Annotated in this window: 23 protein-coding genes; 11 read left to right on the forward strand and 12 right to left on the reverse strand. The window is 64.4% G+C overall.

What is annotated here, in order from left to right:
- Positions 1-87: 87 nt before the first annotated feature.
- On the forward strand, positions 88-327 hold the full coding sequence (locus tag MTX21_RS22790; RefSeq protein WP_280966915.1) for a hypothetical protein: 240 nt from the start codon (positions 88-90) through the stop codon (positions 325-327).
- Positions 328-524: 197 nt separating this feature from the next.
- Here the strand turns inward: MTX21_RS22790 and MTX21_RS22795 are convergent, their stop codons facing one another.
- From MTX21_RS22795 to MTX21_RS22830, 8 genes are all read right to left on the reverse strand, one after another.
- Positions 525-1,238, reverse strand: coding sequence for a nitroreductase (locus MTX21_RS22795; RefSeq protein WP_280966916.1), 714 nt, complete (start codon positions 1,236-1,238; stop codon positions 525-527).
- Positions 1,239-1,356: 118 nt separating this feature from the next.
- Positions 1,357-2,601, reverse strand: a complete 1,245-nt coding sequence (locus MTX21_RS22800) for an acyl-CoA dehydrogenase (protein WP_280966917.1) — start codon at positions 2,599-2,601, stop codon at positions 1,357-1,359.
- Positions 2,602-2,686: 85 nt separating this feature from the next.
- Entirely contained in the window at positions 2,687-3,928 is a 1,242-nt protein-coding gene (locus MTX21_RS22805; RefSeq protein ID WP_280966918.1) for an acyl-CoA dehydrogenase, read from the reverse strand.
- 67 nt (positions 3,929-3,995) lie between these two features.
- Positions 3,996-5,123, reverse strand: a complete 1,128-nt coding sequence (locus MTX21_RS22810; RefSeq protein WP_280966919.1) for an acyl-CoA dehydrogenase family protein — start codon at positions 5,121-5,123, stop codon at positions 3,996-3,998.
- A gap of 98 nt (positions 5,124-5,221) precedes the next feature.
- Entirely contained in the window at positions 5,222-7,093 is a 1,872-nt protein-coding gene (locus MTX21_RS22815) for an AMP-binding protein (protein WP_280966920.1), read from the reverse strand.
- 43 nt (positions 7,094-7,136) lie between these two features.
- Positions 7,137-7,943: an enoyl-CoA hydratase-related protein gene (locus MTX21_RS22820; protein WP_280966921.1), complete on the reverse strand. Its 807-nt coding sequence runs from the start codon at positions 7,941-7,943 to the stop codon at positions 7,137-7,139.
- Positions 7,944-8,127: 184 nt separating this feature from the next.
- Complete coding sequence (locus MTX21_RS22825; protein ID WP_280966922.1) at positions 8,128-8,886, reverse strand: SDR family NAD(P)-dependent oxidoreductase; 759 nt, start codon at positions 8,884-8,886, stop codon at positions 8,128-8,130.
- Between the two features lie 54 nt (positions 8,887-8,940).
- On the reverse strand, positions 8,941-9,600 hold the full coding sequence (locus MTX21_RS22830; RefSeq protein ID WP_280966923.1) for a TetR family transcriptional regulator: 660 nt from the start codon (positions 9,598-9,600) through the stop codon (positions 8,941-8,943).
- 153 nt (positions 9,601-9,753) lie between these two features.
- Here MTX21_RS22830 and MTX21_RS22835 point away from each other — a divergent pair, with 153 nt between their 5' ends.
- The 6 genes from MTX21_RS22835 to MTX21_RS22860 all read left to right on the forward strand — a co-directional run bounded on the left by MTX21_RS22835 (position 9,754) and on the right by MTX21_RS22860 (position 17,233).
- Positions 9,754-10,926: an acetyl-CoA C-acetyltransferase gene (locus MTX21_RS22835; protein WP_280966924.1), complete on the forward strand. Its 1,173-nt coding sequence runs from the start codon at positions 9,754-9,756 to the stop codon at positions 10,924-10,926.
- A 116-nt stretch (positions 10,927-11,042) separates the two neighbouring features.
- Positions 11,043-12,587 (forward strand): acyl-CoA synthetase, encoded by a 1,545-nt coding sequence (locus MTX21_RS22840; RefSeq protein WP_280966925.1) that lies wholly within the window; start codon positions 11,043-11,045, stop codon positions 12,585-12,587.
- 221 nt (positions 12,588-12,808) lie between these two features.
- Positions 12,809-13,972, forward strand: a complete 1,164-nt coding sequence (locus tag MTX21_RS22845) for an alpha/beta hydrolase (RefSeq protein ID WP_280966926.1) — start codon at positions 12,809-12,811, stop codon at positions 13,970-13,972.
- Between the two features lie 66 nt (positions 13,973-14,038).
- Complete coding sequence (gene mbfA, locus MTX21_RS22850; RefSeq protein WP_280966927.1) at positions 14,039-15,010, forward strand: iron exporter MbfA; 972 nt, start codon at positions 14,039-14,041, stop codon at positions 15,008-15,010.
- 232 nt (positions 15,011-15,242) lie between these two features.
- Positions 15,243-16,715, forward strand: coding sequence for an amidase (locus MTX21_RS22855; protein WP_280966928.1), 1,473 nt, complete (start codon positions 15,243-15,245; stop codon positions 16,713-16,715).
- 164 nt (positions 16,716-16,879) lie between these two features.
- Positions 16,880-17,233, forward strand: coding sequence for a nuclear transport factor 2 family protein (locus tag MTX21_RS22860; RefSeq protein WP_280966929.1), 354 nt, complete (start codon positions 16,880-16,882; stop codon positions 17,231-17,233).
- A gap of 142 nt (positions 17,234-17,375) precedes the next feature.
- On the opposite strand, the gene MTX21_RS22865 is transcribed toward MTX21_RS22860, so the two are convergent.
- Together MTX21_RS22865 and MTX21_RS22870 are read right to left on the reverse strand one after the other, a co-directional pair.
- Positions 17,376-18,464, reverse strand: coding sequence for a Zn-dependent alcohol dehydrogenase (locus tag MTX21_RS22865; protein ID WP_280966930.1), 1,089 nt, complete (start codon positions 18,462-18,464; stop codon positions 17,376-17,378).
- 88 nt (positions 18,465-18,552) lie between these two features.
- Positions 18,553-20,337 (reverse strand): acyl-CoA dehydrogenase family protein, encoded by a 1,785-nt coding sequence (locus MTX21_RS22870; RefSeq protein ID WP_280966931.1) that lies wholly within the window; start codon positions 20,335-20,337, stop codon positions 18,553-18,555.
- Positions 20,338-20,579: 242 nt separating this feature from the next.
- Between MTX21_RS22870 and MTX21_RS22875 the strand changes: the two genes are divergently transcribed.
- Positions 20,580-21,281 (forward strand): SDR family NAD(P)-dependent oxidoreductase, encoded by a 702-nt coding sequence (locus tag MTX21_RS22875; protein ID WP_280966932.1) that lies wholly within the window; start codon positions 20,580-20,582, stop codon positions 21,279-21,281.
- 115 nt (positions 21,282-21,396) lie between these two features.
- The gene (locus MTX21_RS22880) at positions 21,397-22,227 is read left to right on the forward strand and encodes an enoyl-CoA hydratase (RefSeq protein WP_280966933.1); all 831 of its coding nucleotides are present in this window, start codon (positions 21,397-21,399) and stop codon (positions 22,225-22,227) included.
- 97 nt (positions 22,228-22,324) lie between these two features.
- Here the strand turns inward: MTX21_RS22880 and MTX21_RS22885 are convergent, their stop codons facing one another.
- Both MTX21_RS22885 and MTX21_RS22890 read right to left on the reverse strand, forming a co-directional pair.
- Positions 22,325-22,948: a GNAT family N-acetyltransferase gene (locus tag MTX21_RS22885; RefSeq protein ID WP_280966934.1), complete on the reverse strand. Its 624-nt coding sequence runs from the start codon at positions 22,946-22,948 to the stop codon at positions 22,325-22,327.
- A 64-nt stretch (positions 22,949-23,012) separates the two neighbouring features.
- Complete coding sequence (locus tag MTX21_RS22890; RefSeq protein WP_280966935.1) at positions 23,013-23,216, reverse strand: DUF1127 domain-containing protein; 204 nt, start codon at positions 23,214-23,216, stop codon at positions 23,013-23,015.
- Positions 23,217-23,326: 110 nt separating this feature from the next.
- Between MTX21_RS22890 and MTX21_RS22895 the strand changes: the two genes are divergently transcribed.
- On the forward strand, positions 23,327-24,226 hold the full coding sequence (locus MTX21_RS22895; protein WP_280966936.1) for a transcriptional regulator GcvA: 900 nt from the start codon (positions 23,327-23,329) through the stop codon (positions 24,224-24,226).
- A 141-nt stretch (positions 24,227-24,367) separates the two neighbouring features.
- Entirely contained in the window at positions 24,368-25,699 is a 1,332-nt protein-coding gene (locus MTX21_RS22900; protein ID WP_280966937.1) for an MFS transporter, read from the forward strand.
- The last annotated feature ends 27 nt before the right edge of the window (positions 25,700-25,726 follow it).

The raw sequence follows: 25,726 nt of genomic DNA on the forward strand, positions 1-25,726 counted from the left end.
CCCGTCATGGCGTGAACGGATTCGCAGCTCGGCTCGACCGAAACGCAGGGACACAACAACGGCCTTGCGCCAAACTGGAGAATGAAGATGTTTCGCAAGCTTGCACTTGGTCTGATCGCCGCCGGCTCGCTCGGTGTTGCCGCCCTCGCGCCCAACGCTGCATCGGCCCACGGCTTCCACCATCACTGGGGTCCCGGCTGGGGCTGGGGTTATGGCGGCCTCTACGTCAACACCGGCGTCAGCAACTGCTACCAGGAGCGCGCCATCCAGACCCGCCACGGCCTGCGCGTCCGCGTCGTGAACGTCTGCGCGTACGGGATGTACTGAGATCTCGCTTTCGGCAAACAAGCCTCGGTCGCACAGCGACCGGGGTTTTGCTACGTGTCACTCCGGTCGTCCGACGAAAGTTGAGAGAAGACTACTTCATCGTCGTCATTGCGAGCGAAGCGAAGCAATCCAGAGATGTCTCCTCGGTGGGATTCTGGATTGCTTCGCTTCGCTCGCAATGACGACGTAGGAGAATCTCACTCGTCCGCGAAGGTCACAGTATCCGCAACACTCGCGCGCGAGGTGCGGTAGCTGTTGACCTTGTGAGCGTGATCGGCATAGCCGAACGAGATGCCGCAGACGACGCGGCGGTCGTCGGGCAAGTTGAAGTGACGCCGGATCAGCCCGGAGTGGCGCGCAAGCGCGGCCTGCGGAATGGTGCCGAGCCCGAGCGCCTGGGCGGCGAGCATGAAATTGCTGACATAAGCACCGCAGTCGATCGCGCCGTAGATCCCGAGCGGCTCGTTGGTGTGGATCACAGCCACATGCGGCGCGCCGAAGAAATTGTAATTCTCCAGCGCCTGCTTGGCATAGGCCGCCTTGTCGCCGCGGGCAATGCCCAGCGTGTTGTAGAGCTGAAAGCCGCTCTCGCGGCGGCGTTCGAGGTAGACGCCGACATATTCGCGCGGCGGGGTGAAATCATGGTCGTCCTTGGCGCCGGATGCGGCTTCCGCATAGATCGCCTTGTGAAAGCGCTCCTTGGCCGCGCCGCTGGCGATCAGCACCTGCCAGGGCTGGCTGTTGCACCAGGACGCGGTGCGCTGGGCGGTCCTCAGCACGTGCTCGATGGTCGCGCGGTCGACCTCCCTCGGCAGGAATGCACGCACGGAGTAGCGCTCGTTGAGGAGCTCCTCGAGCACCCCGATGCGATCTTCGGTGGCGTAGCGGGCGTTGGGTGATTTCGCATCCATGGCGCAACCTTTGTCTTCCGTAGGGTGGGTTAGCCGAAGGCGTAACCCACCTCTTCTATCGATCGTCATTGAGAGCACTAGTGGGTTACGCGTCGCTAACCCACCCTACGATTCCAAATCAACGTCCCTTCGTGGGGATCTTGTTATACGGCACGTCCTTGTCAACGCGGATGTCACCGGGCAGGCCCAGCACGCGCTCGGCGATGATGTTGCGCAGGATCTCGTCGGTGCCGCCCGCGATGCGCATCGAGGGCGAGGACAGCAGCATCTGCTGGAACTGGCCGTGCGCGGTTTCCTCGTCCATTCCCGTGAGAACGCCGGCCGCGCCCTGGAGGTCCATCGCGTAAGCGGCGATGTCTTGTAGCATCAGGCCCGACACCAGCTTTCCGATCGAGTTTTCAGGGCCAGGCCGCTCGCCCTTCGACAGCGCCGAGATCGCGCGGTAGCTCGTGTATTTCAGCCCGCTCGACTTCACCGCCCAGCTCGCGAGCTTCGAGCGCACCGCGGGATCGTCGATGGCGAGGCCATCCTCCAGCATCAGTTTGGAGCAGAACTCGAACATCTCCGGCACGCCGGTCGCGAGCCGCGCGCCGATCGACATGCGCTCGTTCATCAGCGTGGTCAGCGAAACGCTCCAGCCTTCGCCGACGGCGCCGAGGCGCTGGCTGTCGGGGATCACCACGTCGGTGAAATAGACCTCGTTGAACTCCTGCATGCCGTTGGCCTGCTTGATCGGGCGGACCTCGACCCCTGGGCTCTTCATGTCCAGGAAGAACATGGTGAGGCCCTTGTGCTTGGGCACGTTCGGATCGGTGCGCGCGATCAGGAGGCCATAGTCGGAATAATGCGCGCCCGAGGTCCAGATCTTCTGGCCGTTGACGACCCAACTGTCGCCCTTCTTCTCCGCGCGCGTGCGGAGCCCTGCGACGTCCGAGCCGGCGGACGGCTCGGAGAAAAGCTGGCACCAGATCTCCTCGCCCGCGGCGAGTTTTGGCAAGTACCGGCGCTTGGCATCCTCGCTGCCCCAGGCCATCACGGTCGGGCCGCACATGCCCTCGCCGATCTGGAACGGCTGCGTCAGCTTGCCGTAGACGCCCTCCTCCTGCTGCCAGATCACGCGCTCGATCGGCGTCGCGCCGCGCCCGCCATATTCCTTCGGCCAGTGCAGGCAGGCCCAGTTACCTTCGAACTTCCTCTTCTGCCAGGCCTTGCCGACATCGACGATGTCGTGCTTCGCAAGCCGGATGCGGCCGAGCGAGGATTTCGATAGCTCAGCCTCGAGCTCCTTCGGCGCGTTGGCGTCGATCCATTTGCGCGCTGTCTCGCGGAATGCGGCTTCCTGCGGCGTGTCGTCGAAATTCATGGCGGACCTCACTTCTGCGTAGGATAGGCGCCTAGCGGATTGCGCTTCGCGCATCCGCGGGGCTAACCCACCCTACTTTTCGAACTCATCTTCCCTTCGTCGGGATCTTGTTGAACGGCACGTCCTTGTCGACGCGGATGTCGCCGGGCAGTCCCAGCACTCGCTCGGCGATGATGTTACGCATGATCTCGTCGGTGCCGCCCTCGACGCGCGTACCCGGCGCGCGCAGCAGCATCGCCTGAAAGCGGCCGGCGACTTCGGCGTCTTCAGAACCGCTGATCACGCCGGCTCCTTGCAGATCGAGCGCGTAGGCCGCAACGTCCTGGATCATGGAGCCAGCGACCAGCTTGCCGATGGAATTTTCAGGCCCCGGCCGCTCGCCTTTCGACAGCGCCGAGATCGCGCGCATGCTGGTGTATTTCAGCCCGCTCGCCTTCACCGCCCAGTTCGCGAGCTTCGAGCGCACCGCTGCGTTCTCGATCGCCGGTCCATCCTCCAGCATCAGGCCGGAGCAATAGTCGAACAGCTCCGGAAAGCCTGTCGCCACGCCCGCACCGATCGACATGCGCTCGTTCATCAGCGTGGTCAGCGAGACGTTCCAGCCGTCATTGACCTCGCCGAGGCGCTGGTGATCGGGAATGCGGACGTTGGTGAAATAGACCTCGTTGAAGTCGGACGCGCCGCTCGCCTGCTTGATCGGCCGCACCTCGACGCCCGGACTCTTCATGTCCAGGAAGAACATGGTGAGGCCCTTGTGCTTGGGTACGGTGGGATCGGTGCGCGTCAGGAGGATGCCGTAGTCGGAATAGTGCGCGCCCGAGGTCCAGATCTTCTGGCCGTTGATCACCCATTCGTCGCCGTCCTTCTCGGCGCGCGTGCGCAAGCCCGCGACGTCGGAACCGCCAGCCGGCTCGGAAAAGAGCTGGCACCAGACCTTCTCGCCGGAAGCGAGCGGCGGCAGATATTTGCGCTTATGCTCCTCGCGCGCGAACGCCATCATGGTCGGCCCGCACATGCCGTGGCCGATGATGAACATATGGGAGAGCTTGCCGAACGGGCCCTCCTCCTGCTGCCAGATCACGCGCTCGATCGGCGACGATCCGCGCCCGCCATATTCCTTCGGCCAGTGCAGGCAGGCCCAGCCGGCGTCGGCCTTCTTCTTCTGCCAGGCTTTTGCGACCTCGAGGATGTCAGCGTTCTTGAGCTGCGTGCGGCCGAGCGAGGATTTGCGCAGCTCCTCCTCGTACTGCGTGGGCGCGTTCGCGGCGATCCAGGCGCGGGCTTGGCTGCGGAATTCGGCTTCCTGCGGGGTGTCGTCGAAGTTCATTACGCTTCTCTGTCTTCCGTAGGGTGGGTTAGCCGAAGGCGTAACCCACCACTTCTCTAGAATGTTGTTACGCCGCGTTCTTCTTGCGCATGCGATCGATGAGCTGGTCTTCCCAATAGGTGAGGCTGCCGAGCCCGAGCGCCATGGCGTTGGCGCGACGGTAGTACATGTGGCAATCGAACTCCCAGGTGAAACCCATGCCGCCATGGACCTGGATGTTGTTCTTGGCGCAGTGCTGGAACGCCTGCGTCGCGCTGATGCGCGCCGCGGCGGCTGCTTCGGGCAATTCGGCCGCATCGGTGGAGAGCGCCCAGGCGCCGTAATAGCTGTTGGAGCGCGCCAGCGTCGCCGAGACATACATATCCGCGAGCATGTGCTTGACTGCCTGGAACGAGCCGATCTGGCGCCCGAAGGCGATGCGGTCGAGCGCGTAGTCGCGGCCCATCTCTAGCGCGCGGTCGGCACCGCCGACCTGCTCGAAGGCGCACAGCACCGCGGCACGGTCGAGCACCTGGGTGAGGATGCTCCAACCTTCGCCGGGAGCGCCAAGCGGTTCGGCCTTGCAATCCTTGAAGGTGATCTCGGCCTGGCCACGGGTCGGATCGAGATTGGTCAGGTTTTTGACCTCGACGCCGCCGCCCCTGAGGTCGACCAGGAACAGCGAGATATCGCTGTCGCGCCCGCTCGTTCCCGTGCGCGCGGCGACGACCGCGAAATCGGCGATCGCGCCGTCGGCGACCGGTTTCTTGACGCCGTTGAGCACGCCGTTCGAAGCGGCGACTTTGATGCTCTTCGGCGACGGATTGCCCTTGCCCTCGAACAGTGCCAGCGTGCCGATCGCCTCGCCCGAGGCAATCGCGGGCAGCCATTTCTTCTTCTGCGCGTCACTGCCGGCGATCAGCAGCGCTTCGGCGGCGAGATAGACGGTCGAGGAGAACGGCACCGGCGCATTCGCCCGGCCCATCTCCTCGGCGATGACGCAGAGCTCGAGATGGCCGGCACCCGCGCCGCCGAATTCCTCGGGAATCGCAACGCCGAGAAAGCCCATGTCGGCGAGCCCCTTCCACAGTTCGCTGTCATAAGGCGCCTTGCCGTCGAGCACGACGCGCACCGCCTTGGGCGAGCACTTTTCGGTGAGGAATTTCCGCGCCTGGTCGCGGAGTTGTTTCTGGTCGTCAGAGAAATCGAAGTTCATGGCGGCTTACCTTCTTATTCGTTGTCATTCGTCAAGGCCGTCATTCCGGGGCGCCGCGCAATCGGCGAGCCCGGAATGACGCGTTGATGGATCTTCATTCATCGCAGCACGATCACGTCCTGATCCGGCCTGTCCGCATAGAGCCGCTCGACCAGCGCAGCGCGGCGCTCGAGGCCGGCACGCTGGTTGATGTAGCCCTTGTCGGTGAGCTCGTTGCCGTCGATCGAGGGCGGCTCGACCATCAGCATGGCGCGCGCGATGATGCGGCTGCTCGCGCCTTCGCAGTCCTTGTTGTGGGTCTCCAGCCCGCGCCTGAAGCAGGCGATCACGTCGGGATGCTTCACGGCTTCCTCGAAACTCAGCTCGGGACTGCCGGTGAGCTGACGGCAGGCATGCAGGTTCGGCCAGGCCAGCAGGCCGATGAAGGGACGATCCTGTCCTGTCACCAGCGCGTCATGCACGACCGGAGTCGCGGCCGCGATCGTATCGGTGCGGAGCGAGCCGACATGGACGAAGGTGCCGGTCGTAAGCTTGAAGTCCTCGACGACGCGGCCGGCGAAGATGATGCCCTTCACCGGATCGCTGTCATCGACGAAGATGCCGGCGTCGCCGATGCAATAAAAGCCTTCCTCATCGAACATCTTCTTGGTCAGCTCGGGCTGGCCGAAATAGCCGGGCGTGACGTTGACGCCGCGCAGGCGCAGCTCGTACTTCGAGCCGCACGGCACCATCTTCAATTCGACACCGGGGAACGGCAGGCCGATCAGGCCGACGCGCTCGGTGTCCCAATAGGTGCCGGTCGAGGTCGGTGCGGTCTCGGTGGAGCCCCAGCCGGTATAGAACACGATGCGCTCGCCGGTGGTCTTCACCGCCAGCGCCTGCATGCGGTCGTAGAGATCGTCCGGCAGCCGCGCGCCGCCATAGGCCATGATCGCGAGGTTCTTGAAGAAGGAGCGGCAGAGCGCGTCGTCCTTCTCCATCGCCGCCGCGAGCGCTGCATAGCCGGCCGGCACGTTGGCGTAATAGGTCGGCGAGATCTCGTGCAAATTGCGCAGCGTCTCCTCGAACTGGCCCGGCATCGGCCGGCCGTCATCGATATAGAGCGTACCGCCATCGACCAGCACGGGATGGAACGCCGCATTGCCGCCCATGGTATGGTTCCAGGGCATCCAGTCGAGCACGGTCGGCAGCGGGCCACCCGGTGTGCGCGGCCGCACCTGCATCATCATCGCCGCATTGGCGCCCATCATCTCCTGGGTGTTGATGACTGCCTTGGGCATGCCGGTCGAGCCGGAGGTGAACAGCAGCTTGCCGATCGTCTGCGGCGTGATTTTTGCGATCGACGCCTCGACATCAGCAGTCACAGGGGTCGCTGCGAGATCGGCGAAGCTCACGCTCTTTATGCCGTCACACGGCCGCGCGACGTGAACGACGGTAACGCCGGCGAGGTTGAGCGCCTTCAGCGCCTTCCCGAAGGTCGGGCCGTCCTGCACCATCACGACGGCCGGCTTGATCAGGTCGAACAGATATCTCAGCTTGGCGTGATCGTGGCTCATCAAGGAATAGGCAGGCGACACCGGCGCGGCCGGCGAACGCGCCTGCATCGCCGCCTGCGTCATGAGCGCGTGCTCGATCGAATTGCCGGAGAGGATCGCGACCGGACGGCCGTCGAGCCCGAGATTGAGCAGCGCTTGCGTCAGCGCATCCACGGTACGCTTGGCTTCGTCGTAGGAGACCTTTCGCCATTCGCGATTGGGTCCGCCGCGCTGTGCGAGCCAAATGCGCTCGGGCGCTTGCTTCGCCCATTTCGCCAGCGATGCCGGGATGTGCTTCTCGTAAGGCTGCAGCGGAATGCGCGACTTCAGCACCACCGTGCCGTCGTCGCGGCGTTCGACATTGATGTCGCGCGCCAGCCACTCGACCTTGCGAAAGGCGGGCTTCGTCATCACCGCCGCCGCACTCCCATTCATTTTGCGTCTCCCGGAATTATTGTCCTTTGCGGATCTTGGTCGTTCAGCGCTTGATATAGACAGGCTTTCGCTTCTCAAGGAAGGCCCTGATGCCCTCCGAAAATTCCTCGGAGCGGCTGCACAGGACCTGGTTACGGTCCTCCATCGCAATCGCTGCTTCCAGCGATCCGGCGTCGACGCTCATATTGAGACATTCTTTTGACAAGCGCAGGCCCACAGGCGATGCCGTCGTCATCGCATCGATGTAAGGCGCAGCCGCGTCATCGAGCTTGTCTTCGTCGACGACTTCGGAGACGAGCCCCACCGCGAGCGCGCGCTCCGCGCCGATGAAACGTCCGGTGAGGATCAGCTCCGAGGCCACAGAGACTCCGATGAGGCGCGGCAAGAAATAGCTGGTGCCGATGTCGCAGCCGCCAAGCCCGAGCTTGATGAAGGCACAGTTCATCCGTGCCGACTTCGTGGCGATGCGGATGTCGGAGGCGAGCGCCAGCGCAAAACCTCCGCCGGCCGCCGCGCCCTGCACCAACGCCAGGATCGGCTGCGGGCAGCGCCGCATCAGCATCACGATGTCAGCGATGCGCCGCTGCGAGTCCAAGGACTCGGTGACGCCGGGCGGCTCCTGCTGCCCGGCGCGGCGGGCCATCGCGTGCTTGAGGTCGAGGCCCGCGCAAAAATTCTTGCCCGCGCCCTTCAGCACCACAACGCGCGTGTCGCGGTTGCGCTGGAGGCCCTGGAAATAGACGTTGAGTGCGTCGATCAGCGACGGATCGAGCGCATTGAGGCTTTCGGGACGATTGAGCGTCACCCGGTCGACGCCGTCGTCATGCTCGATCAGCAGCGGTTGGGACATGGATCGCTCCTGCATCCGCGCTTGAGGTGGCGGATATTGTGCCCTCTCCCCTTGTGGGAGAGGGCAAGCACGTCGCTAGCCAGGAATTCGCTTGGGTGAGGGGTTTTTCTCGGCGGATGGAGACCCCTCATCCGGCGCTTCGCGCCACCTTCTCCTACAAGGGGAGAAGGGAAGAGAGCGCCTCTTACCTTGGCGCCATGCGGATGGCGCCGTCGAGGCGGATGGTCTCGCCGTTGAGCATCGGGTTTTCGACGATGTGCACCGCGAGCGCACCGTATTCGGCGGCATCGCCGAGGCGCGAGGGATGCGGCACCTGGGCCCCAAGGCTCTTGCGGGCCTCTTCGTTGAGGCCCATCAGCAGCGGCGTAAAGAACAGGCCGGGCGCAATGGTGTTGACGCGGATCTTCTGGCTGGCGAGGTCGCGCGCGGCCGGTAGCGTGAGGCCGACGACGCCGCCCTTCGAGGCCGAATAGGCGATCTGGCCGATCTGGCCCTCGTAAGCCGCGACCGACGCCGTGTTGACGATGACGCCGCGCTCTTCGCCGATCGGCTCGGCCGTGACGAGACGCTCGGCGAACAGACGCAGGCAGTTGAAGGTGCCGATCAGGTTGACATTGATGATGCGCGCAAACTTCTCCAAGGGATAGACGCCATCGCGGCCGACGATACGCTGCGAGCCGCCGATGCCGGCGCAGTTCATCAGCACGCGCGCGACGCCGTGCGCAGCTTCCGCCTTGGCGATCGCGGCCTTGATCTGCTCTTCGCTGGTGACGTCGGCGTGCAGCGCGACGCCCTTCACTTCAGCCGCGACCTTCTCGGCGTTTTCCTTGTTCTGATCGATCACGCCGATCTTGGCGCCCTTGGCGGCCATGGCGCGGGCGGTTGCGGCACCTAAGCCCGAACCACCGCCGGTGATGAGAACGGCTACGTCTTTCAACTGCATCGTAAGCTACCTTTCCTTGGGCGTTTCTTCTCTAGACTTGAAGGTTTTGGCCGATTATCCGGCCGCGGCGGCTTCCCCGGCTTGCGTGAGGATGCCGCCGCAGATCAGCGTTTCCATGTGCTTGATGTATTGCCGGCAGACTTCGTCGGTGACTGGGCCGACGCCGGTCGCGCGAGACATCGCGTGCCGGCCGAAGAACAGGTGATCGCAGGCGCCGATCAGGCTGGTGTAGAACAGCACGGGATCGGTCGCGCGGAATTCGCCGCGGCTGACGCCTTCGGCTAGCAGACGGCGGTGGAAGTCGAGCAGCGGCGCGACGAAAAACTTCGAGACCTCGTCGGCGGAGTCGGCCGTACTCTCGTGCAGCAGATAGTGAATCAGGCGGTTCATGTAGGGGAACCGGTGATAGGCGCGGATGATGCCGCCGATATGCAGCTTCAGTTTCGCGGTCGGCGTGATTGGCTGCGCCAGGAGAAATTCGAGGTTGGACAGCTCGGTCGCGGCATCGCGCGCGAGCAGCGCCAGCAAGAGGCCGTCCTTGTTGCCGAAGTGATATTTGACCAGGGCGGCGTTGGCGCCGGACTTCTGGGCGATGTCGCTGAGCGAAATCTCGATCGAGGAGCGCTCGATCATCAGTTCGCTCGCGGCCACCAGCAGCTTCTCCGCCGTGGAGCTCTTCGTCGCCGGAAGCCTGGTCGGTACGGTGGTAGTCACGAAATCCCTGTCATCGCCGCGGAGAGGGGCGCAGATAAGCGCAAGCAGCGGCTCATCACAAGAGTTAATTGATCGATTGACTAAACGATCTTCCGCCCTTTTAATCCGCGCCCGACAACCAACCCATTCAGAACCATCAGGGAGAAACCGAATATGGCCGAGGCTTACATCGTCGCCGCTGCGCGGACCGCCGGCGGGCGCAAGGGGGGCCGCCTCGCCGGCTGGCATCCGGCCGATCTCGCCGCCAAGGTGCTCGACGAATTGGTCGACCGCACCAAGGTCGATCCCGCCTTGGTCGAGGATGTCATCATGGGCTGCGTCATGCAGGTCGGCGAGCAGTCCAACAACGTCGCCCGCAACGCCGTGATGGCCTCGAAGCTGCCGGAGAGCGTGCCGGGCACCTCGATCGACCGCCAGTGCGGCTCCTCGCAGCAGGCACTGCACTTTGCCGCACAGGCGGTGATGTCCGGTGCGATGGACGTTGTGATCGCGGCCGGCGTGGAATCGATGACGCGGGTGCCGATGGGCCTGTCCTCGCAGCTCCCGGCCAAGAACGGCTTCGGCAATTACAAGAGCCCGGGGATCGAGACCAAGTACCCCAACATCGTGTTCAGCCAGTTCACCGGCGCGGAGATGATGGCCGAGAAGTACGGCCTGTCGAAGGACGCGCTCGACGAATATTCCTACAACAGCCACCAGCGCGCGATCGCGGCTACGCAAGCCGGCCACTTCAAGAAGGAGATCGTGCCGCTCGAGATCACCCGCGCCGACGGCTCCAAGGACACGCATCACATCGACGAGGGCATCCGCTTCGACGTCAGCCTCGACGGCATCAGGAGCGTCAAGCTGATCGCCGAGAACGGCAAGCTCACCGCGGCCAGCGCCAGCCAGATCTGCGACGGCGCCTCCGGCGTCATGGTGGTGAACGAGCGCGGCCTGAAGCAGCTCGGTGTCAAGCCGCTGGCGCGCGTGCATCACATGACCATGACGGGCGGCGATCCCGTGATCATGCTGGACGCACCGCTGCACGCCACCGAGCGCGCACTGCAAAAGGCCGGCATGAAGATCGGCGACATCGACCTGTTCGAGGTCAACGAGGCCTTCGCCTCGGTGCCGACCGCGTGGCTCAAGACCACCGGTGCCGATCCGGACCGTCTCAACGTCAATGGCGGCGCCATCGCGCTCGGCCATCCCCTCGGCGGCTCCGGCACCAAACTGATGACGACGCTGGTGCATGCGCTGCACCAGCGCGGCAAGCGCTACGGCCTGCAGACCATGTGCGAGGGCGGCGGCATGGCCAATGTGACGATCGTGGAGCGGCTGTAAGAAAAGCAAAAGCGAGTAGTGAATGGCGAGTAGCGAATAGTGAGTAGGCGAAGGGCAGTCCGCTCTTCTTCCTATTCGCCATTCGCTACTCGCCATTCGCGTTTAGAGGAAACGCGATGACCCATCCCTCCATCCACGCCCGCACCACGCCCGACAAGATCGCCTACCGGATGGCCGGAACCGGCAAGGCGATCACCTATCGCGAGCTCGACGAGCTCTCGAACCAGGGCGCCCAGCTCTTCCGCTCGCTCGGGCTGAAGGCCGGCGATCACATCGCGCTGTTGATGGAGAACCGCCTCGCTTTCATGGAGATCTGCTGGGCCGCGCAGCGCAGCGGGCTCTACTACACGGCGATCAGCCGCTACCTGAAGCAGGATGAGATCGACTACATCATCGGCGATTGCGGCGCCAAGGTCGTGATCACCACGCCGAAATGCGCCGACCAGATCAAGGGTCTGATCAAGGGCACCCCTTGCGAGCCGATCTTCTACATGATGGACGAGCCGCTGCCCGGCTTCCGCTCCTACGACAAGGAGGCGGCCGCGCAGCCGACGACGCCGATCGCCGACGAGGTCGCCGGCTATGACATGCTGTATTCGTCCGGCACCACGGGCCGGCCCAAGGGCATCAAGAAAGCCTTCGAAGGCAGTCGGATCGACGTGCCGAACGCGTTCCTGCGCGTGCTCTGCGCCGACATGTGCGGCATGAATGCCGCAAGCACATACCTCTCGCCGGCGCCGCTCTATCACGCGGCGCCATTGCGCTTCAACATGATGGCGATCGTGCTCGGCGGCACTTCCATCATCATGGAACATTTCGACGCCGAGGAGTTCTTGAAGCTGGTCGAGCAATACAAGGTGACGCAGTCGCAGCTCGTGCCGACCATGTTCGTGCGCATGCTGAAGCTGCCGGACGAGGTGCGCTCCATGTACGACGTCTCGACGCTGAAGGGCGCGATCCACGCCGCCGCGCCCTGCCCGATCGATGTGAAAGCAGACATGATCGAATGGTGGGGACCGATCCTGATTGAGTATTACGCGGGCTCGGAAGGCAACGGCGTCACCGTCTGCAATTCGAAAGAATGGCTGGAGCATCGCGGCAGCGTCGGCCGCGCGGTGGTCGGCAAGATCAAGATCCTGGACGAGAATGACGAGGAGCAGCCGCTAGGCGAAATCGGCACGGTCTATTTCGCCGATGCGCCGGCCTTCACCTATCACAACGATCCCGAGAAGACGAAGAAGGCCTACAATGCCAAGGGCTGGTCGACCCTCGGCGATGTCGGCTATCTCGACAAGGACGGCTTCCTCTATCTCACCGACCGCAAGTCCTACATGATCATCTCGGGCGGAGTGAACATCTACCCGCAGGAGACCGAGGACGTTCTCATCTCCCATCCCGACGTCGCCGACGTCGCCGTGTTCGGCGTGCCCAATGCGGAGATGGGCGAGGAAGTGAAGGCGGTGGTGCAGCCGCACGACATGAAGCGTGCGGGCAAGGCGCTGGAGGCCGATCTGATCGCCTACTGCAAGAGCCGCCTCTCCGCGATCAAATGCCCGCGCTCGGTCGATTTCGAAGCCGAACTGCCGCGTACACCGACCGGCAAGCTGGTGAAGCGCCACTTGCGCGACCGGTATTGGCCGAAGAGCGCGGTGAAGATTTGACTCGTGGCAGGGACCGTAGGGTGGGTTAGCCGAAGGCGTAACCCACCTCTGCTCTATCCGCGGGAGCTGAAGAGGTGGGTTACGCTTCGCTAACCCACCCTACTACGATCTTGCGCAACCTTCCGTTATGCCCGGGCTTGTCCCGGGCATCCACGTCCTTCAACATGCGCGAAAGAAAACGTGGATGGCCGGGACAAATCCGGCCATGACGGGAGGATAGATTGACCGCTCAGCCAACCACCGCTCTCCCCGACATTCCCCTGCCCGCCGGTATCCGCTCGCGTTACGTCGACGACATCAACGGCCTGCGCATGCATGCGCTCGAAGCCGGCTTCGAGACCAAGGGGCGCCCCTGTGTCTTGCTATTGCACGGCTTCCCCGAGCTCGCCTTTTCCTGGCGCAAGGTGATGCCGGTGCTCGCTGCGGCCGGCTATCACGTGATCGCGCCGGATCAGCGCGGATATGGCCGGACGACGGGATGGAGCGCGGACTATGACGGCGATCTCGCGCCGTTTCGGCTCTTCAACCTGGTGCGCGACGCGCTCGGGCTGGTGGCGGCGTTCGGCTACAGCCGCGTCGATGTGGTCGGGCATGATTTCGGCAGCCCGGTTGCGTCCTGGTGCGCGCTGATACGGCCCGACGTATTTCGCTCCGTCGTGATGATGAGCGCGCCGTTCGGCGGGCCGCCGCCGCTGCCGTTCGACACGGTCGACGCGCCGGCAAAGCCGCCCGTCGAAGATCCCGTGCATCGCGAGCTCGCTGCGCTGCCGCGCCCGCGCAAGCATTATCAATGGTACTATTCGACGCGTGCGGCGAATGCCGACATGCATCAGGCGCCGCAAGGCGTGCATGATTTCCTGCGCGCCTACTATCATCACAAGAGTGCGGACTGGATCGATAACAAGCCCTATCCGCTGCAGTCATGGTCGGCGAACGAGCTCGCAAAGCTGCCGACCTACTACGTGATGGACGCTGGCGAGACCATGGCGGAGACGGTGGCGAAGGAGATGCCGTCGCCGGCCGCAATCGCCGCCAATCATTGGCTGCCGGACCGCGAACTCGCCTACTACAGCGCCGAATACGGCCGCACCGGTTTTCAGGGCGGGCAGCAATGGTATCGCTGCGGCACTTCCGGCGCTTTCAATAACGAGTTGCAACTGTTCGCGGGCCGCAGCATCGACGTGCCCTCCTGCTTCATCTCGGGCAGGCAGGATTGGGGTACGTATCAGCGCCCCGGCGTGGTGGAGGCCATGCGGGCCAGCGTCTGCACCAACATGCTCGGCTTTCACCTTGTCGATGGCGCCGGCCATTGGGTGCAGCAGGAGCAGCCGGCCGAGGTGAGCCGGCTGGTGATCGACTTCCTGGCGAAGGCTCATGCCGCATGATTTGACCCGGGAACCGCAGCGCATTATATAGTTTAGAACCATTCTAAACTTTGTCGCAGGGCCGTCGTGAAGAACTTTGCCGATCTGACCGAGCGCGAGGTGCTGGCGGTCGCGATTTCCTCAGAGGAGGAAGACAGCCGCATCTACATGACCTTCGCCGAGGACCTGAAGGAGCGATACCCGGACACGGCCAAGATCTTCGAACAAATGGCCGAGGAGGAGCGCGATCACCGGCATCGCCTGCTGAAGCTCTATGAGGAGCGCTTCGGGGTGCATCTGCCGCCGATCCGCCGCGAGGACGTCAAGGGCTTCCTGCGGCGACGTCCGATCTGGCTGACGAAGAACCTGCCGCTCGACACGATCCGCAAGGAGGTCGAGACCATGGAGCTCGAGGCCGAGCGCTTCTATGCGCGGGCCGCCGACCAGGCCGACGATGTCGGCGTGCGCCGCCTGCTCGGCGATCTCGCCGAGGAGGAGAAGCATCACGAGAACCGCGCCATCGCGCTCACGGACGAATTCCTGAAGCCCGACGTGCGCGCCGAGGAAGACCGCACGCGGCGGCGGATGTTCGTGCTGCAATATGTGCAGCCCGGTCTCGCCGGCCTGATGGACGGCTCGGTCTCGACGCTGGCGCCGCTATTCGCCGCCGCCTTCGCCACGCACCATAACTGGCAGACCTTTCTGGTCGGACTCGCCGCCTCGATCGGCGCCGGCATCAGCATGGGCTTTGCGGAGGCGCTCTCCGACGACGGCTCGCTGACCGGGCGCGGCTCGCCATGGCTTCGCGGCATCACCTGCGGGGCGATGACGACGCTTGGTGGGCTCGGCCACACCATGCCCTATCTCGTGCCCGATGCCTGGCCCAACGCGTTCTGGATCGCGACAGCGATCGCCTGCATCGTCGTGTTCTTCGAATTGTGGGCGATCGCCTTTGTCCGCGCGCGCTATATGGACACGCCATTTCTCCAGGCCGTATTCCAGATCGTGCTCGGCGGCGCGATCGTGCTCGGCGTCGGCATATTGATCGGGGCGGCTTAGGTTGCCCTCCGTGTTATGCCCCGCGAAGGCGGGGCATCCAGTATTCCAGAGACTGTAGTCGTATGCGGACAAGCCGCGGCATACTGGATCGCCCGGTCACGCCGGGCGATGACCACGATCTGTTGTGTGGCTTACTCCCGATACGTCTCGCTCACATGGCAATCGCCGTCAAACGGCGGTTGCAGCGTTTGGCCAAACTGCGCATCATTCCCAGGATGAAAGGAGAAGCGTTGTGGCCAAATCGGAATGGAGTTTCAAGAGCGCGGTCGAACTGTCGGCCGCATTGACCGCGAAGAAGGTCTCCGCGGTCGAGCTCACGCGGGACGCGATCGACCGTATCGAGCGTCACGACGGCAAGGTCAACGCGATCTGCGTCCGCGACTTCGATCGTGCGCTCGCCGCCGCCCGCGAGGCCGATGCGGCACTGGCGCGCGGCGAGCGGAAACCGTTGCTCGGCCTGCCCATGACGGTGAAAGAATCCTATAACATCGCCGGGCTTCCGACGACCTGGGGCATTCCCGCGCAGAAGAATTTCATCGCCGAGGAAGACGCTCTCCCGATCGCGCGGGTGAAAGACGCCGGCACCGTGATTCTGGGCAAGACCAACGTGCCGCTCGGCCTCGGCGACTGGCAGAGCTATAACGACATCTACGGCACCACCAACAACCCCTATGACCTCAGCCGCACGCCCGGCGGCTCGTCCGGCGGATCGTCAGCCGCGCTTGCGGCGGGCTACGGCCCCTTGTCGATCGGCTCCGACATTGGCGGCTCGCTGCGCGTGCCGGCTTTCCATTGCGGGGTCTACGCGCACAAGCCCACCTTCGGACTGGTCGCGATGCGCGGCCATACGCCACCGCCGCTGCCGGCCCTACCGTTCGAGCGCGACCTGTCGGTGATCGGCCCGATGGCGCGCAGCACCGCCGACCTGTCGCTGCTGCTCGACGTGATGGCCGAGCCCGATCCGCTGGATGTGGGCAAGGCCTACCGGCTCGATCTGCCGGCGGCACGGCACGGCGCCCTGAAGGATTTCCGCGTGCTGGTGATCGACACCGATCCGGTGCTGCCGACCGACGCGGCCATACGCGGGACAATCAACACGCTGGCCGAGGATCTTGCCAAGGCCGGCGTCAGGGTCGAGCGCACCAGTCCGCTGCTGCCGGATTTCGCCGCCTCCTCGCGGCTCTATATGCGCATGCTGATGTCGTTCCTGGGTGCGACCTTCGCGCCCGACATCTATGCCGGCGCCAAGACGGCCGCCGCCGCGCTGCCGGAGAGCGACAACAGTCTCGCCGCGGAGCGGCTGCGCGGCATCGCGCTCAGCCATCGCGATTGGCAGATGGCCAATGGCGGGCGCACGCGGCTGCGCGCGCAATGGCGCGAGCTGTTCAAGAGCTTCGACGCAGTGATCTGCCCGGTCATGCCGACGCCGGCCTTTCCGCACGACCATTCGCCGGAGCAGGAGCAACGGCGCATCACAATCGACGGCAAGGAGCACGCCTATCCCGATCAGCTTGCGTGGCCCGGCATCGCCACCCTGCCCGGCCTGCCCTCGACCGCGATCCCCACCGGCTTTGCACCGGACGGACTGCCGGTCGGCGTCCAGATCGTCGGCCCGTGGCTGGAGGACCGCACGCCGCTAAAACTTGCCGAGCTGATTGAGCGCGAGTTCGGCGGCTTCACGCCGCCGCCGGCATTTGATGATTAGTCCGTTCGTCATTGCGAGGAGCGGAGCGACGAAGCAATCCAGTCTGCGTCCGCGGAATCATTCCTGGATTGTTTCGCTTTCGCTCGCAATGACGGCGCAACTAACTTCGAGATGCCGGGTTCGCGCTTCGCGCGCCCCGGAATCACAAAAAGGAGAAAAACGCTATGAGCAACGACATGGAGGAGCTCACCGCACTCAACCGCGACTATGTCGCGTCCGTGCAGAACTGCGACGTCAATCGCTTCGACGAGATCCTGGCGCCGGATTTCTACTGCTCCAATCCCGACAAGACGCTGGTCGATCGCGCAGGCTTCCTGGAACAGACGGCGCGGCCAATCGCGATCCGGAACTTGCGCGAGCGCGACGTCATCATCCGCATCATGGGCGATTTCGCCATCATCCACGCGTCGACGAGCTACACCACGGCCGACGGGCAGCAGGCCACCGGCCGCTACACCGACTGCTGGGCCAAGAAGAATGGCAAGTGGCTCGCGGTGTCGGCGCACGTGTCGCGGTGAGGCGGGCGAGATATGTCCACCACTCCGCTGTCATGCCCCGCGAAAGCGGGGCATCCAGTATTCCAGTGGCCGTGCGGTTTACGACAACTGCCGCGGCGTACTGGATCGTCCGGTCAAGCCGGGCGATGACACGTCGTTGATGCTAGCTATCAAACACAATCACGCTGCGCAGCGTCTTGCCGGCTTTCATGTTGGCAAAACCTTCGTTGATTTCGGACAGCTTCAGCTTGGCCGAGATCCAGTCCTCCAGATGCAGCCGGCCGCGCAGGTAGAAATCGACCAGGCGGGGCATGTCGACCCGGAAATGGTTCGAGCCCATCGACGAGCCCTGGATCTTGCGCTCGCGCAGGAAGTCGAAGCCGTGCAGCTCGATCTTCTGCCCGAACGGGATCATGCCGACGATGGTGGCGGTGCCGCCTGCGGCGAGCATGCCGAAGGCCTGCTCCGCGGTCTCCTTGCGGCCGAGCACCTCGAAGGAATGATGCACGCCGCCATTGGTACGATCGCGCACCTGCTGCACGACGTCGCCATCGGCCGGATTGATGATGTCGGTCGCACCCAACTTGGTCGCGAGCTGGAGCTTTGCGGGATTTGTGTCGATGGCGATGATGCGGCCGGCCCCTGCAATCTGCGCACCGTTGATCGCGGCCATGCCGACGCCGCCGCAGCCGATCACCGCCACGGTCTCGCCGGCCTGGACCTTCGCGGTGTTCACCACCGCGCCGTAACCGGTGATGACGCCGCAGCCGATCAGGGCGGCGAGCTCCAGTGGCATGTCCTTGCGGATCTTCACGATGGCGTTCTCGTGCACCAGCATCTGCTCGGCGAAGGACGAGAGATTGAGGAACTGGTGCAGCTTCTCCGGCTTCGACCATTGCATCCGGTTGGAAGCGCCCGGCAGCATCTTCACCGTCGTATCCGTGCAGAGCACCGTGCGGCCGGTCGTGCAGTTGTCGCAGGTGCCGCAGAACACCGAGAGGCAGGTGACGACATGGTCGCCCGGCTTCACATAGGTGACGTCGGAGCCGACCTGCTCGACCACACCGGCGGATTCGTGGCCAAGCACCGCGGGCAGTGGATGCGGATAAAGGCCTTCCATGAAGTGCAGATCGGAGTGGCAGAGGCCGGCGACCGCTGTGCGGATCAGGACCTCGCGCGGGCCGGGCTTGGGCAGGCTCACATCCTCGATGACGAGCGGCTGATTGACTTCATAGAGGACGGCGGCCTTCATCGGTGTTTCCTCGTTGTTATGATGTCGTTGAGTGCGGGTCTTCACCTCTCCGATAGGGAGGTGAAGCGCGAGCGCGGGCCCAATGAGCCTACGCCGCCAGAACGAGTTCGCCAACCTCGCTCATGCCGGCGGCACGATCACCCAGCAGCAGTACGGCAATCTTCTGCTGCGCGGCATTTTCCGTCAGCCGGAACGGGTCGGTTGGCGACACCCGATGATCGATCACCAGCCGCGAAAGCAGCAGCCGGCGCGCATCGCCGCGCGCCTCGTGGATGCGATGCGCCTCCCAGGCGAGCGCGACCGCGCTTGCAACATGATAAAGCAGGCTCGTCGCCCGCCGCGCATCGGCCTCGTTGTCGGCCTTGCCTGCGACCTCGCGCGCGAAGCCGACGGCACGATCGGAGAGGCCACGCAGCCCATCGCGCCAGGCCTGCGGCACGGACGCGCTGTCGTCGAGCCGGGCATGCAGATCGGCGGCGAGCGCGGATTCGGCACCGTGGCGGCCAACGGCGCGCTTGAGCGCATCGATCGCCACGATATTGCCGGTGCCTTCCCAGATCGAGCCGAGATGCGCATCGCGCAGCAGGCGAGCGGTGGCGAATTCCTCGATATAGCCGATGCCGCCGCGCATCTCGAGCGCGTCGCCGCACACCTTGCGGGCATCGCGCGTGGCGCGGAATTTCAGCGTCGGGGTGAGGATGCGCAGCAGTGCCGCGGCATCCTGGCTTCCCGCTTCGGCGCGATCGAGCGCGTCGGCGGTGAGAAAGCTCATCGACAACGCCTGCTCCACCGGCAGCATGATCTTCAGCATCTGCCGCCGTCCGAGCGGCAGGTCGATGATGGGGTTGCCGAACACCACGCGGTTCCTGGCCACCGTCATCGCGTCGTGATAGGCGCGGCGCATCAAGGCGGTCGATTTGACGCCGTTGGAGAGCCGCGACGAGTTCACCATCTCGGCCATCTGCACGAAGCCGCGGTCGAGCTTGCCGACCGCATAGGCGATCGCGCCTTCCAGCTTGATCTCGCCCGACGCCATCGAGCGGGTGCCGAGCTTGTCCTTCAGCCGCACGATCCGGTAGTGATTTTGCGAGCCATCGTCGAGGAATCGCGGCATCAGGAACAGGCCGACGCCGCGCGTGCCGGGACCGGCGCCTTCGGGACGCGCCAGCAGCATAACGACTTTCGCATCCGCATTCGAGCAGAACCACTTTTCGCCGTAGAGCCGCCAGTGGTCGCCCTCCCTGACCGCACGCGTCGTCAACGTGCCGACGTCCGAGCCGCCCTCCTTCTCGGTCATGAACTGACCGCCCTGCGTCAGCTTGCTCATATCGGTCTGGGTCAGGCCGTCGAGATATTTCGCCTTCAGCGCCTCGTCGCCGAAACTTGCAAGCAACTTGGCGCAGCCGTCGGTGACGTTGATCGGGCAACCCATGCCGAATTCGGTCTGGTTGAACAGGAAGGTGAAGGCGTGCTTGGCCACGACGGGATATTTGTCCGGCCAGCCCATGATGCCCTTGCGGATCGAGAGCGCGTGAATGCCGAACTCGCCGAAGGCCGCCTTCTCCAGTTCGCGATAGGCCGGATGATACTCGATCCACTGCACGTCGCGGCCGAACTTGTCGCGCTGATGCAGCACCGGCGTGTGCCGGTCGGCGAGACGCGCGCATTCGTCGAGAGGGCCGCCGGCAAGCTCACCGAGCCGGTCGAGGTGCGGCTCGATGTGACGGAACAACGTGTCCGGCAGATGAATGCGCAACAGATCCGTCAGCGCCGGATCGGCACGGTAGAAATTCATGCCGGTGGTATCGGGTGCGAGCAGGCCCGGCTGGCCTGCCGCTGCATCTGCCTGATGCGAACTGATGGGCTGATGCATGATGACCTCTTCGTTTCCGTCCCGCGGCATTATCAGCGGCTGCTTTCCCGCTTGCCGCGTTGCATGATGTGGATCATGCTCCAGACGGCAACACGGTGAAAGCCGCAAATTGTCAGGGAGGCATGACCGCCGCGAGGGAGCAATTCGCTCTGCGGAATTGTGATCGCCCGGTCCGGCGCGTCCGCTGGTTGTCCGCGCGCATGATGCATAGATGAACGGCTCTTATCCCCGAGGGACCAACCATGGATCACCCAAAGTACAAGATCGCGCTGATCGTCGGCGCCGGTGAAGGATTGAGCGCTTCGCTGGCACGGCTCCTGTCCGGCCAGGGACTGCGCGTCGCGCTCGCCGCACGAAAGATCGAGAAACTCGGCGCGCTCTGCACCGAGACCGGCGCGAAAGCCTATGCCTGCAATGCGACGGAGCCGGAGGAGGTCGAGCGCCTGTTTGGCCTCGTCGAACGCGAGATCGGCACGCCCGACCTCGTCGTCTACAACGCCAGCGGCCGGACCCGCGGCCCGTTCCTCGACCTGGTGCCGGCGGATGTCGCGCAATCGATCGCGGTCAGCGCCTATGGCGGGTTCCTGGTGGCCCAGCAGGCGGCCAAGCGCATGCTGCCGAACAAGCATGGCGCCATCCTGTTCACGGGCGCATCCGCCAGCGTCAAGGGCTACGCCCAATCCGCCCCGTTCGCGATGGGCAAGTTCGCGCTGCGCGGGCTGGCGCAGAGCATGGCGCGCGAATTGTCGCCGCAGGGCATCCACATCGCGCATTTCGTGATCGACGGCGGCATCCGCAGCGCGGCGCGCACCGAAGCGGAGGACAAGCCGGATTCGATGCTCGATCCCGATGCGATCGCGCTGAGCTATTGGAACATATTGCAGCAGCCGCGCAGCGCCTGGAGCTGGGAGCTGGAGTTGCGGCCCTGGGTGGAGAAGTTTTGAGGTGAACTGCCGTAGGGTGGGCAAAGGCGCATAGCGCCATGCCCACCAGCAACGACAACGAAGCAAACGGTGGGCACGCTTCGCTTTGCCCACCCTACAAGAGCAGGGGAGCGAGATGACCACCGAAACCACCATCGACACCGGCACCACCGAGCTTCTTTGCGTCATCCGCGACCGCGTCGCGGTGATCACGCTGAACCGGCCGGAGGCGCGCAATTCGCTGTCGGACGCACTGACCCCGGCGCTGCGCACGATGATCCGGACCTGCGGCGAGGATCCGAATGTCGGTGCGCTCCTGATCACCGGCGCGGGCGAAGCGTTCTGCGCCGGCGGCAACGTCAAGGGCATGGGCGCGCATCGCGACAAGGCCAAGCTCGAAATGTCCTTCGACGACAGGGTCGCCGATCTGCAGGAGCGGCAGCGGCTGCTCACCGGCGCGCTCGTGTCGGTGCGCAAGCCGACGATCGCAGCCCTGCCGGGGCCCGCGGTCGGCGCGGGGCTCGCGATCGCGATGGCCTGCGACATCCGCATCGCCGCGCAATCGGCCTTCGTCGCCACCGGCTACGCTCGCGTCGCGCTCAGCGGCGACTACGGCATCGCCTGGCTGTTGACACGGCTTATCGGCACCGCGCGGGCGCGCGAACTCATGTTCACCGGCGACAAGGTCGACGCTGCCAGATGTGAGGCGATCGGCCTCGTCAACCGCGTTGTGCCCGATGACAGGCTGCAGGCCGAAGCCTTTGCGCTGGCAAAATCGCTCGCCGAGGGCCCGCGCCTCGCGCTGCGCTACATGAAAGACAATCTCGATGAGGCCCTGCTGTTCGATTTCGAGACCGCCCGCGACCACGAGGCCGCGCGACTGATCCGCCTGACCACGACGGCCGATCACAAGGAGGCGGTGCAGGCCTTCATCGACAAGCGCAAACCAACGTTCACGGGGAAGTAAATCTCACGCGTCCGTGGACAGCCCTCCGTCAATCGCGCTCGATGTGGAGTCAAAAAAAGCCCGGCCCTGGGTCACCAGGGCCGGGCTTGGAGTGCGGTCAGGCCGCGGCTGAGGGGCTTGTGGCCTGACGGGAAAGAGCGGCGAGGCGCCAGCTCGCGCAGGGAATGTCCTTCGGCGCGACCGTGATCTCCTTGTCGAAGCGCACCAGCTTCCAGTCGTCCGGATGATTGGTGAAGGCAAAGCCAGATTTGCGCGCGAGCGAGATCATGGTGTCGTTGGAGCGGAGCGTGTCACCGAACATGTGCTCGGCGCCGAGCGCGGCCGCACGGCATTCCAGGTTCTTGAGCAGCGCGCTGCCGATGCCACGGCGCTGCCAGCGATCGTCGACCGACAGGCCGAATTCGAGTGTCGCGGTTTCGGCATGGAAGGCGTAGCGCGCTTCGGCGACGATCGTCTCGAAGCCGTCGACCATCACGCTTGCGACGATCGTGAAGCGCTCGCGCTCGCCGACCTGAAGGAAGTCGTGCAGCAGCCCCTTGGGCAATTCGCTGATCGCGCCGAAGAAGCGGTTGTAGCGGGACCGCGTCGAGAGCGAACGGAAATAGTGCTGAAGCTCATCGGTGTCGCGCGGTTCGACGAAGCGCACGGTCAGGGCGTCGCCATGCCGCGTGCGCAGCGTATCCGAATATTGCCTGAGATCGCCGAGGCGAAGGGTGCTCATGACGCGTGCCCTTTAAAAAGGACCGCCGGCGCCCCTGATCAGGCGGCGCCGGCCTAGCTGCCGTTCAGGCCCGCCAGAAGGGCTTCTCAGCCTCAAAGGCAACATCGCTCCAGGACAGGCCGACATCCTGAAGATCGCGGCTGGTCCACTGGGCGAGCTCGCGCCGGGTCCGATAGCGCTCGTGCCAGACATGAAGGGTCTCGCCGATCTGGTAGATCAGGCTTGGCGCATGATGATTTGTCATCGAATTGGTGGTGCACGTAGACATTTTCAGCTCCTAGAGCTAAATTTGAGCGTAATATCTGCCTGCAAACGCACTTCGACAAACGACAATTTGTACCTTTTCGCATGAATTAAACTCATGAATCCTGCTGCCAAATGACTGCCAGATTGCCATCCCTGAACGGATTGCGGGCATTCGAGGCCGCCGCGCGCCACCTCAGCTTCACGCTGGCCGCGGCCGAGCTGAACGTGACCCAGACCGCGATCAGCCATCAGATCCGGCGGCTCGAGGAGGAGCTCGGCATCCGCCTGTTCGTCCGGCAGAACCGCGCGCTCGCGTTGACGCCGGAGGCGCGGGATTACCTGCCCGGCGTGCGCGCTGCCTTCAACGATCTGCGGCTGGCGACCGACCGGCTGCTGCGCAAGGACGACGACAAGGTGCTGACGGTCTCGACGCTGGCCTCGCTCGCCGCGAAATGGCTGTTGCCACGGCTGACCGATTTCCAGGAGGCGCATCCCGGCATCGACGTGCGCATCACGACTTCGACCAGCCTCGTCGACTTCCAGCGCGACAATGTCGATGCGGCGATCCGCTATGGCCGCGGCCAGTGGCCGGGCCTGCGCGCCGACTGGCTGATGGCTGATGAGCTGTTCCCGGTGTGCAGCCCGTCGCTGCTCCGCGGTGACAAGCCGCTGCGTCGACCGGAGGACCTGAGAGACCATCCGCTGCTGCACACATCCAACGCCAACAGCGACGATTGGCGGCTCTGGCTGACGGCCGCGGGCCTGCCGGCCAATCTCGCCAAGCAGCCCGGCATCACCTTCGACATGATCTTCATGACCATCCAGGCGGCGATCGACGGCATCGGGGTTGCGATGGGGCGGACTTCCTACGTCCAGGACGACATCGCCAAGGGCCGCCTCGTGGTGCCCTTCAAGATCGCCCTGCCGGCGGATGCCGGCTTCTATCTGGTCGCGCCGGACGGCGGCCGCGTAGCGCCGAAGCTTGCCGCCTTCCGCCAATGGGTGGTCGCGGCAGCGCAGAATAAAGCCTGAAAAACCATCAGCTTCTGCAGCAAATTCGGTTGACTCGCAGCGCCCCGCACGACAAGGGGTAGGACAGATTGTCGCAGCATCAATCTGTGCCTGCCGTGAAAATGAGTTCCGGTCCGGCCACGTCTATAGGGGAGCAACGCCATGGCTGGACCGGCCAATTCAACCAATCCACCCGAGATCAAGTCGCGCATCGGCGCCATCCTGCGCGCGACGAGCGGCAATTTCCTCGAGCAGTTCGACTTCTTCCTGTTCGGCTTCTATGCCGCCGCGATCGGCAAGGCGTTCTTCCCCTCGACCAATGAGACGGCTTCGCTGCTCAACACGTTCGGCGTGTTCTGGCTGGGCGCACTGATGCGGCCGGTGGGCGCGATCGTGCTCGGGGCCTATATCGACCGTATCGGCCGCCGCCAGGGCCTGATCGTCACGCTCGGCATCATGGCCGCCGGCACCGTGGTGATTGCATTCTGCCCGAGCTACGCCAGCATCGGCATTGCCGCGCCGATCATCGTGCTGCTCGGCCGCCTGTTGCAGGGCTTCTCCGCCGGCGTCGAGCTCGGCGGCGTCTCGGTCTACCTCGCGGAGATTTCGACGCCAGGCAACCGCGGCTTCTATACCTCGTTCCAGTCGTCGAGCCAGCAGGTCGCGATCTTCGTGGCGTCCATCCTCGGCTACATTCTCTCCGAAGTGATGCCGGCCGACACCGTCGCCGCCTGGGGCTGGCGCATTCCCTTCTTCGTCGGCTGCCTGATCATCCCGCTGATCTTCTTCCTGCGGCGGACGCTGCAGGAGACGCCGGAATTCCTGGCGATGAAGAAACATCCGACCGCGGCGCAGGTGTTTTCCTCCGCGGTTGCCAACTGGCGCATCGTCATCCTCGGCATGATGATCGCGATCCTGACCACCACGACGTTCTATTTCGTCACGGTGTACACGCCGACGTTCGGCAAGAACGTGCTGAAGCTGTCGACGCACGACGCGCTGCTGGTCACGCTGCTGGTGGCGGTGACCAACTTCATCTGGAATCCGGTCGGCGGCGCGGTCTCCGATCGCATCGGCCGCAAGCCCGTGCTGCTGACCATCGCCTGCCTCTCGCTGGTCACCGCCTATCCGGCGCTGCACTGGCTGGTGGCAGCGCCGACCTTCGGCAAGCTGCTCGCGGTCGAGATGATGTTCTCGTTCTATTTCGGCGTCTACAGCGGCACCATGCTCGGCGCGCTGGTCGAGATCGTGCCGGCGCATGTGCGCACCACCTGCTTCTCGCTCGCTTTTGCGCTTGCTGCCGCTCTGTTCGGCACCTTCACGCCATTCGCATCAACCTGGCTGATCGAGCGGACCGGCGACAAGGCCTCGCCCGGCTTCTGGCTGATGTTCGCCGCCGTACTCGGCATCATCGCAGCATCGACCGTCTATCGCGGCGGCGCCAAGGCGGTGGCGACGTACGATCCGGTGGCGGAGCCGGTGGCTGGCCACTAGCCCCATCGTCATTCCGGGGCGATGCGA

The sequence above is a fragment of the Bradyrhizobium sp. ISRA430 genome (assembly GCF_029909975.1).
GTDB lineage: Bacteria > Pseudomonadota > Alphaproteobacteria > Rhizobiales > Xanthobacteraceae > Bradyrhizobium.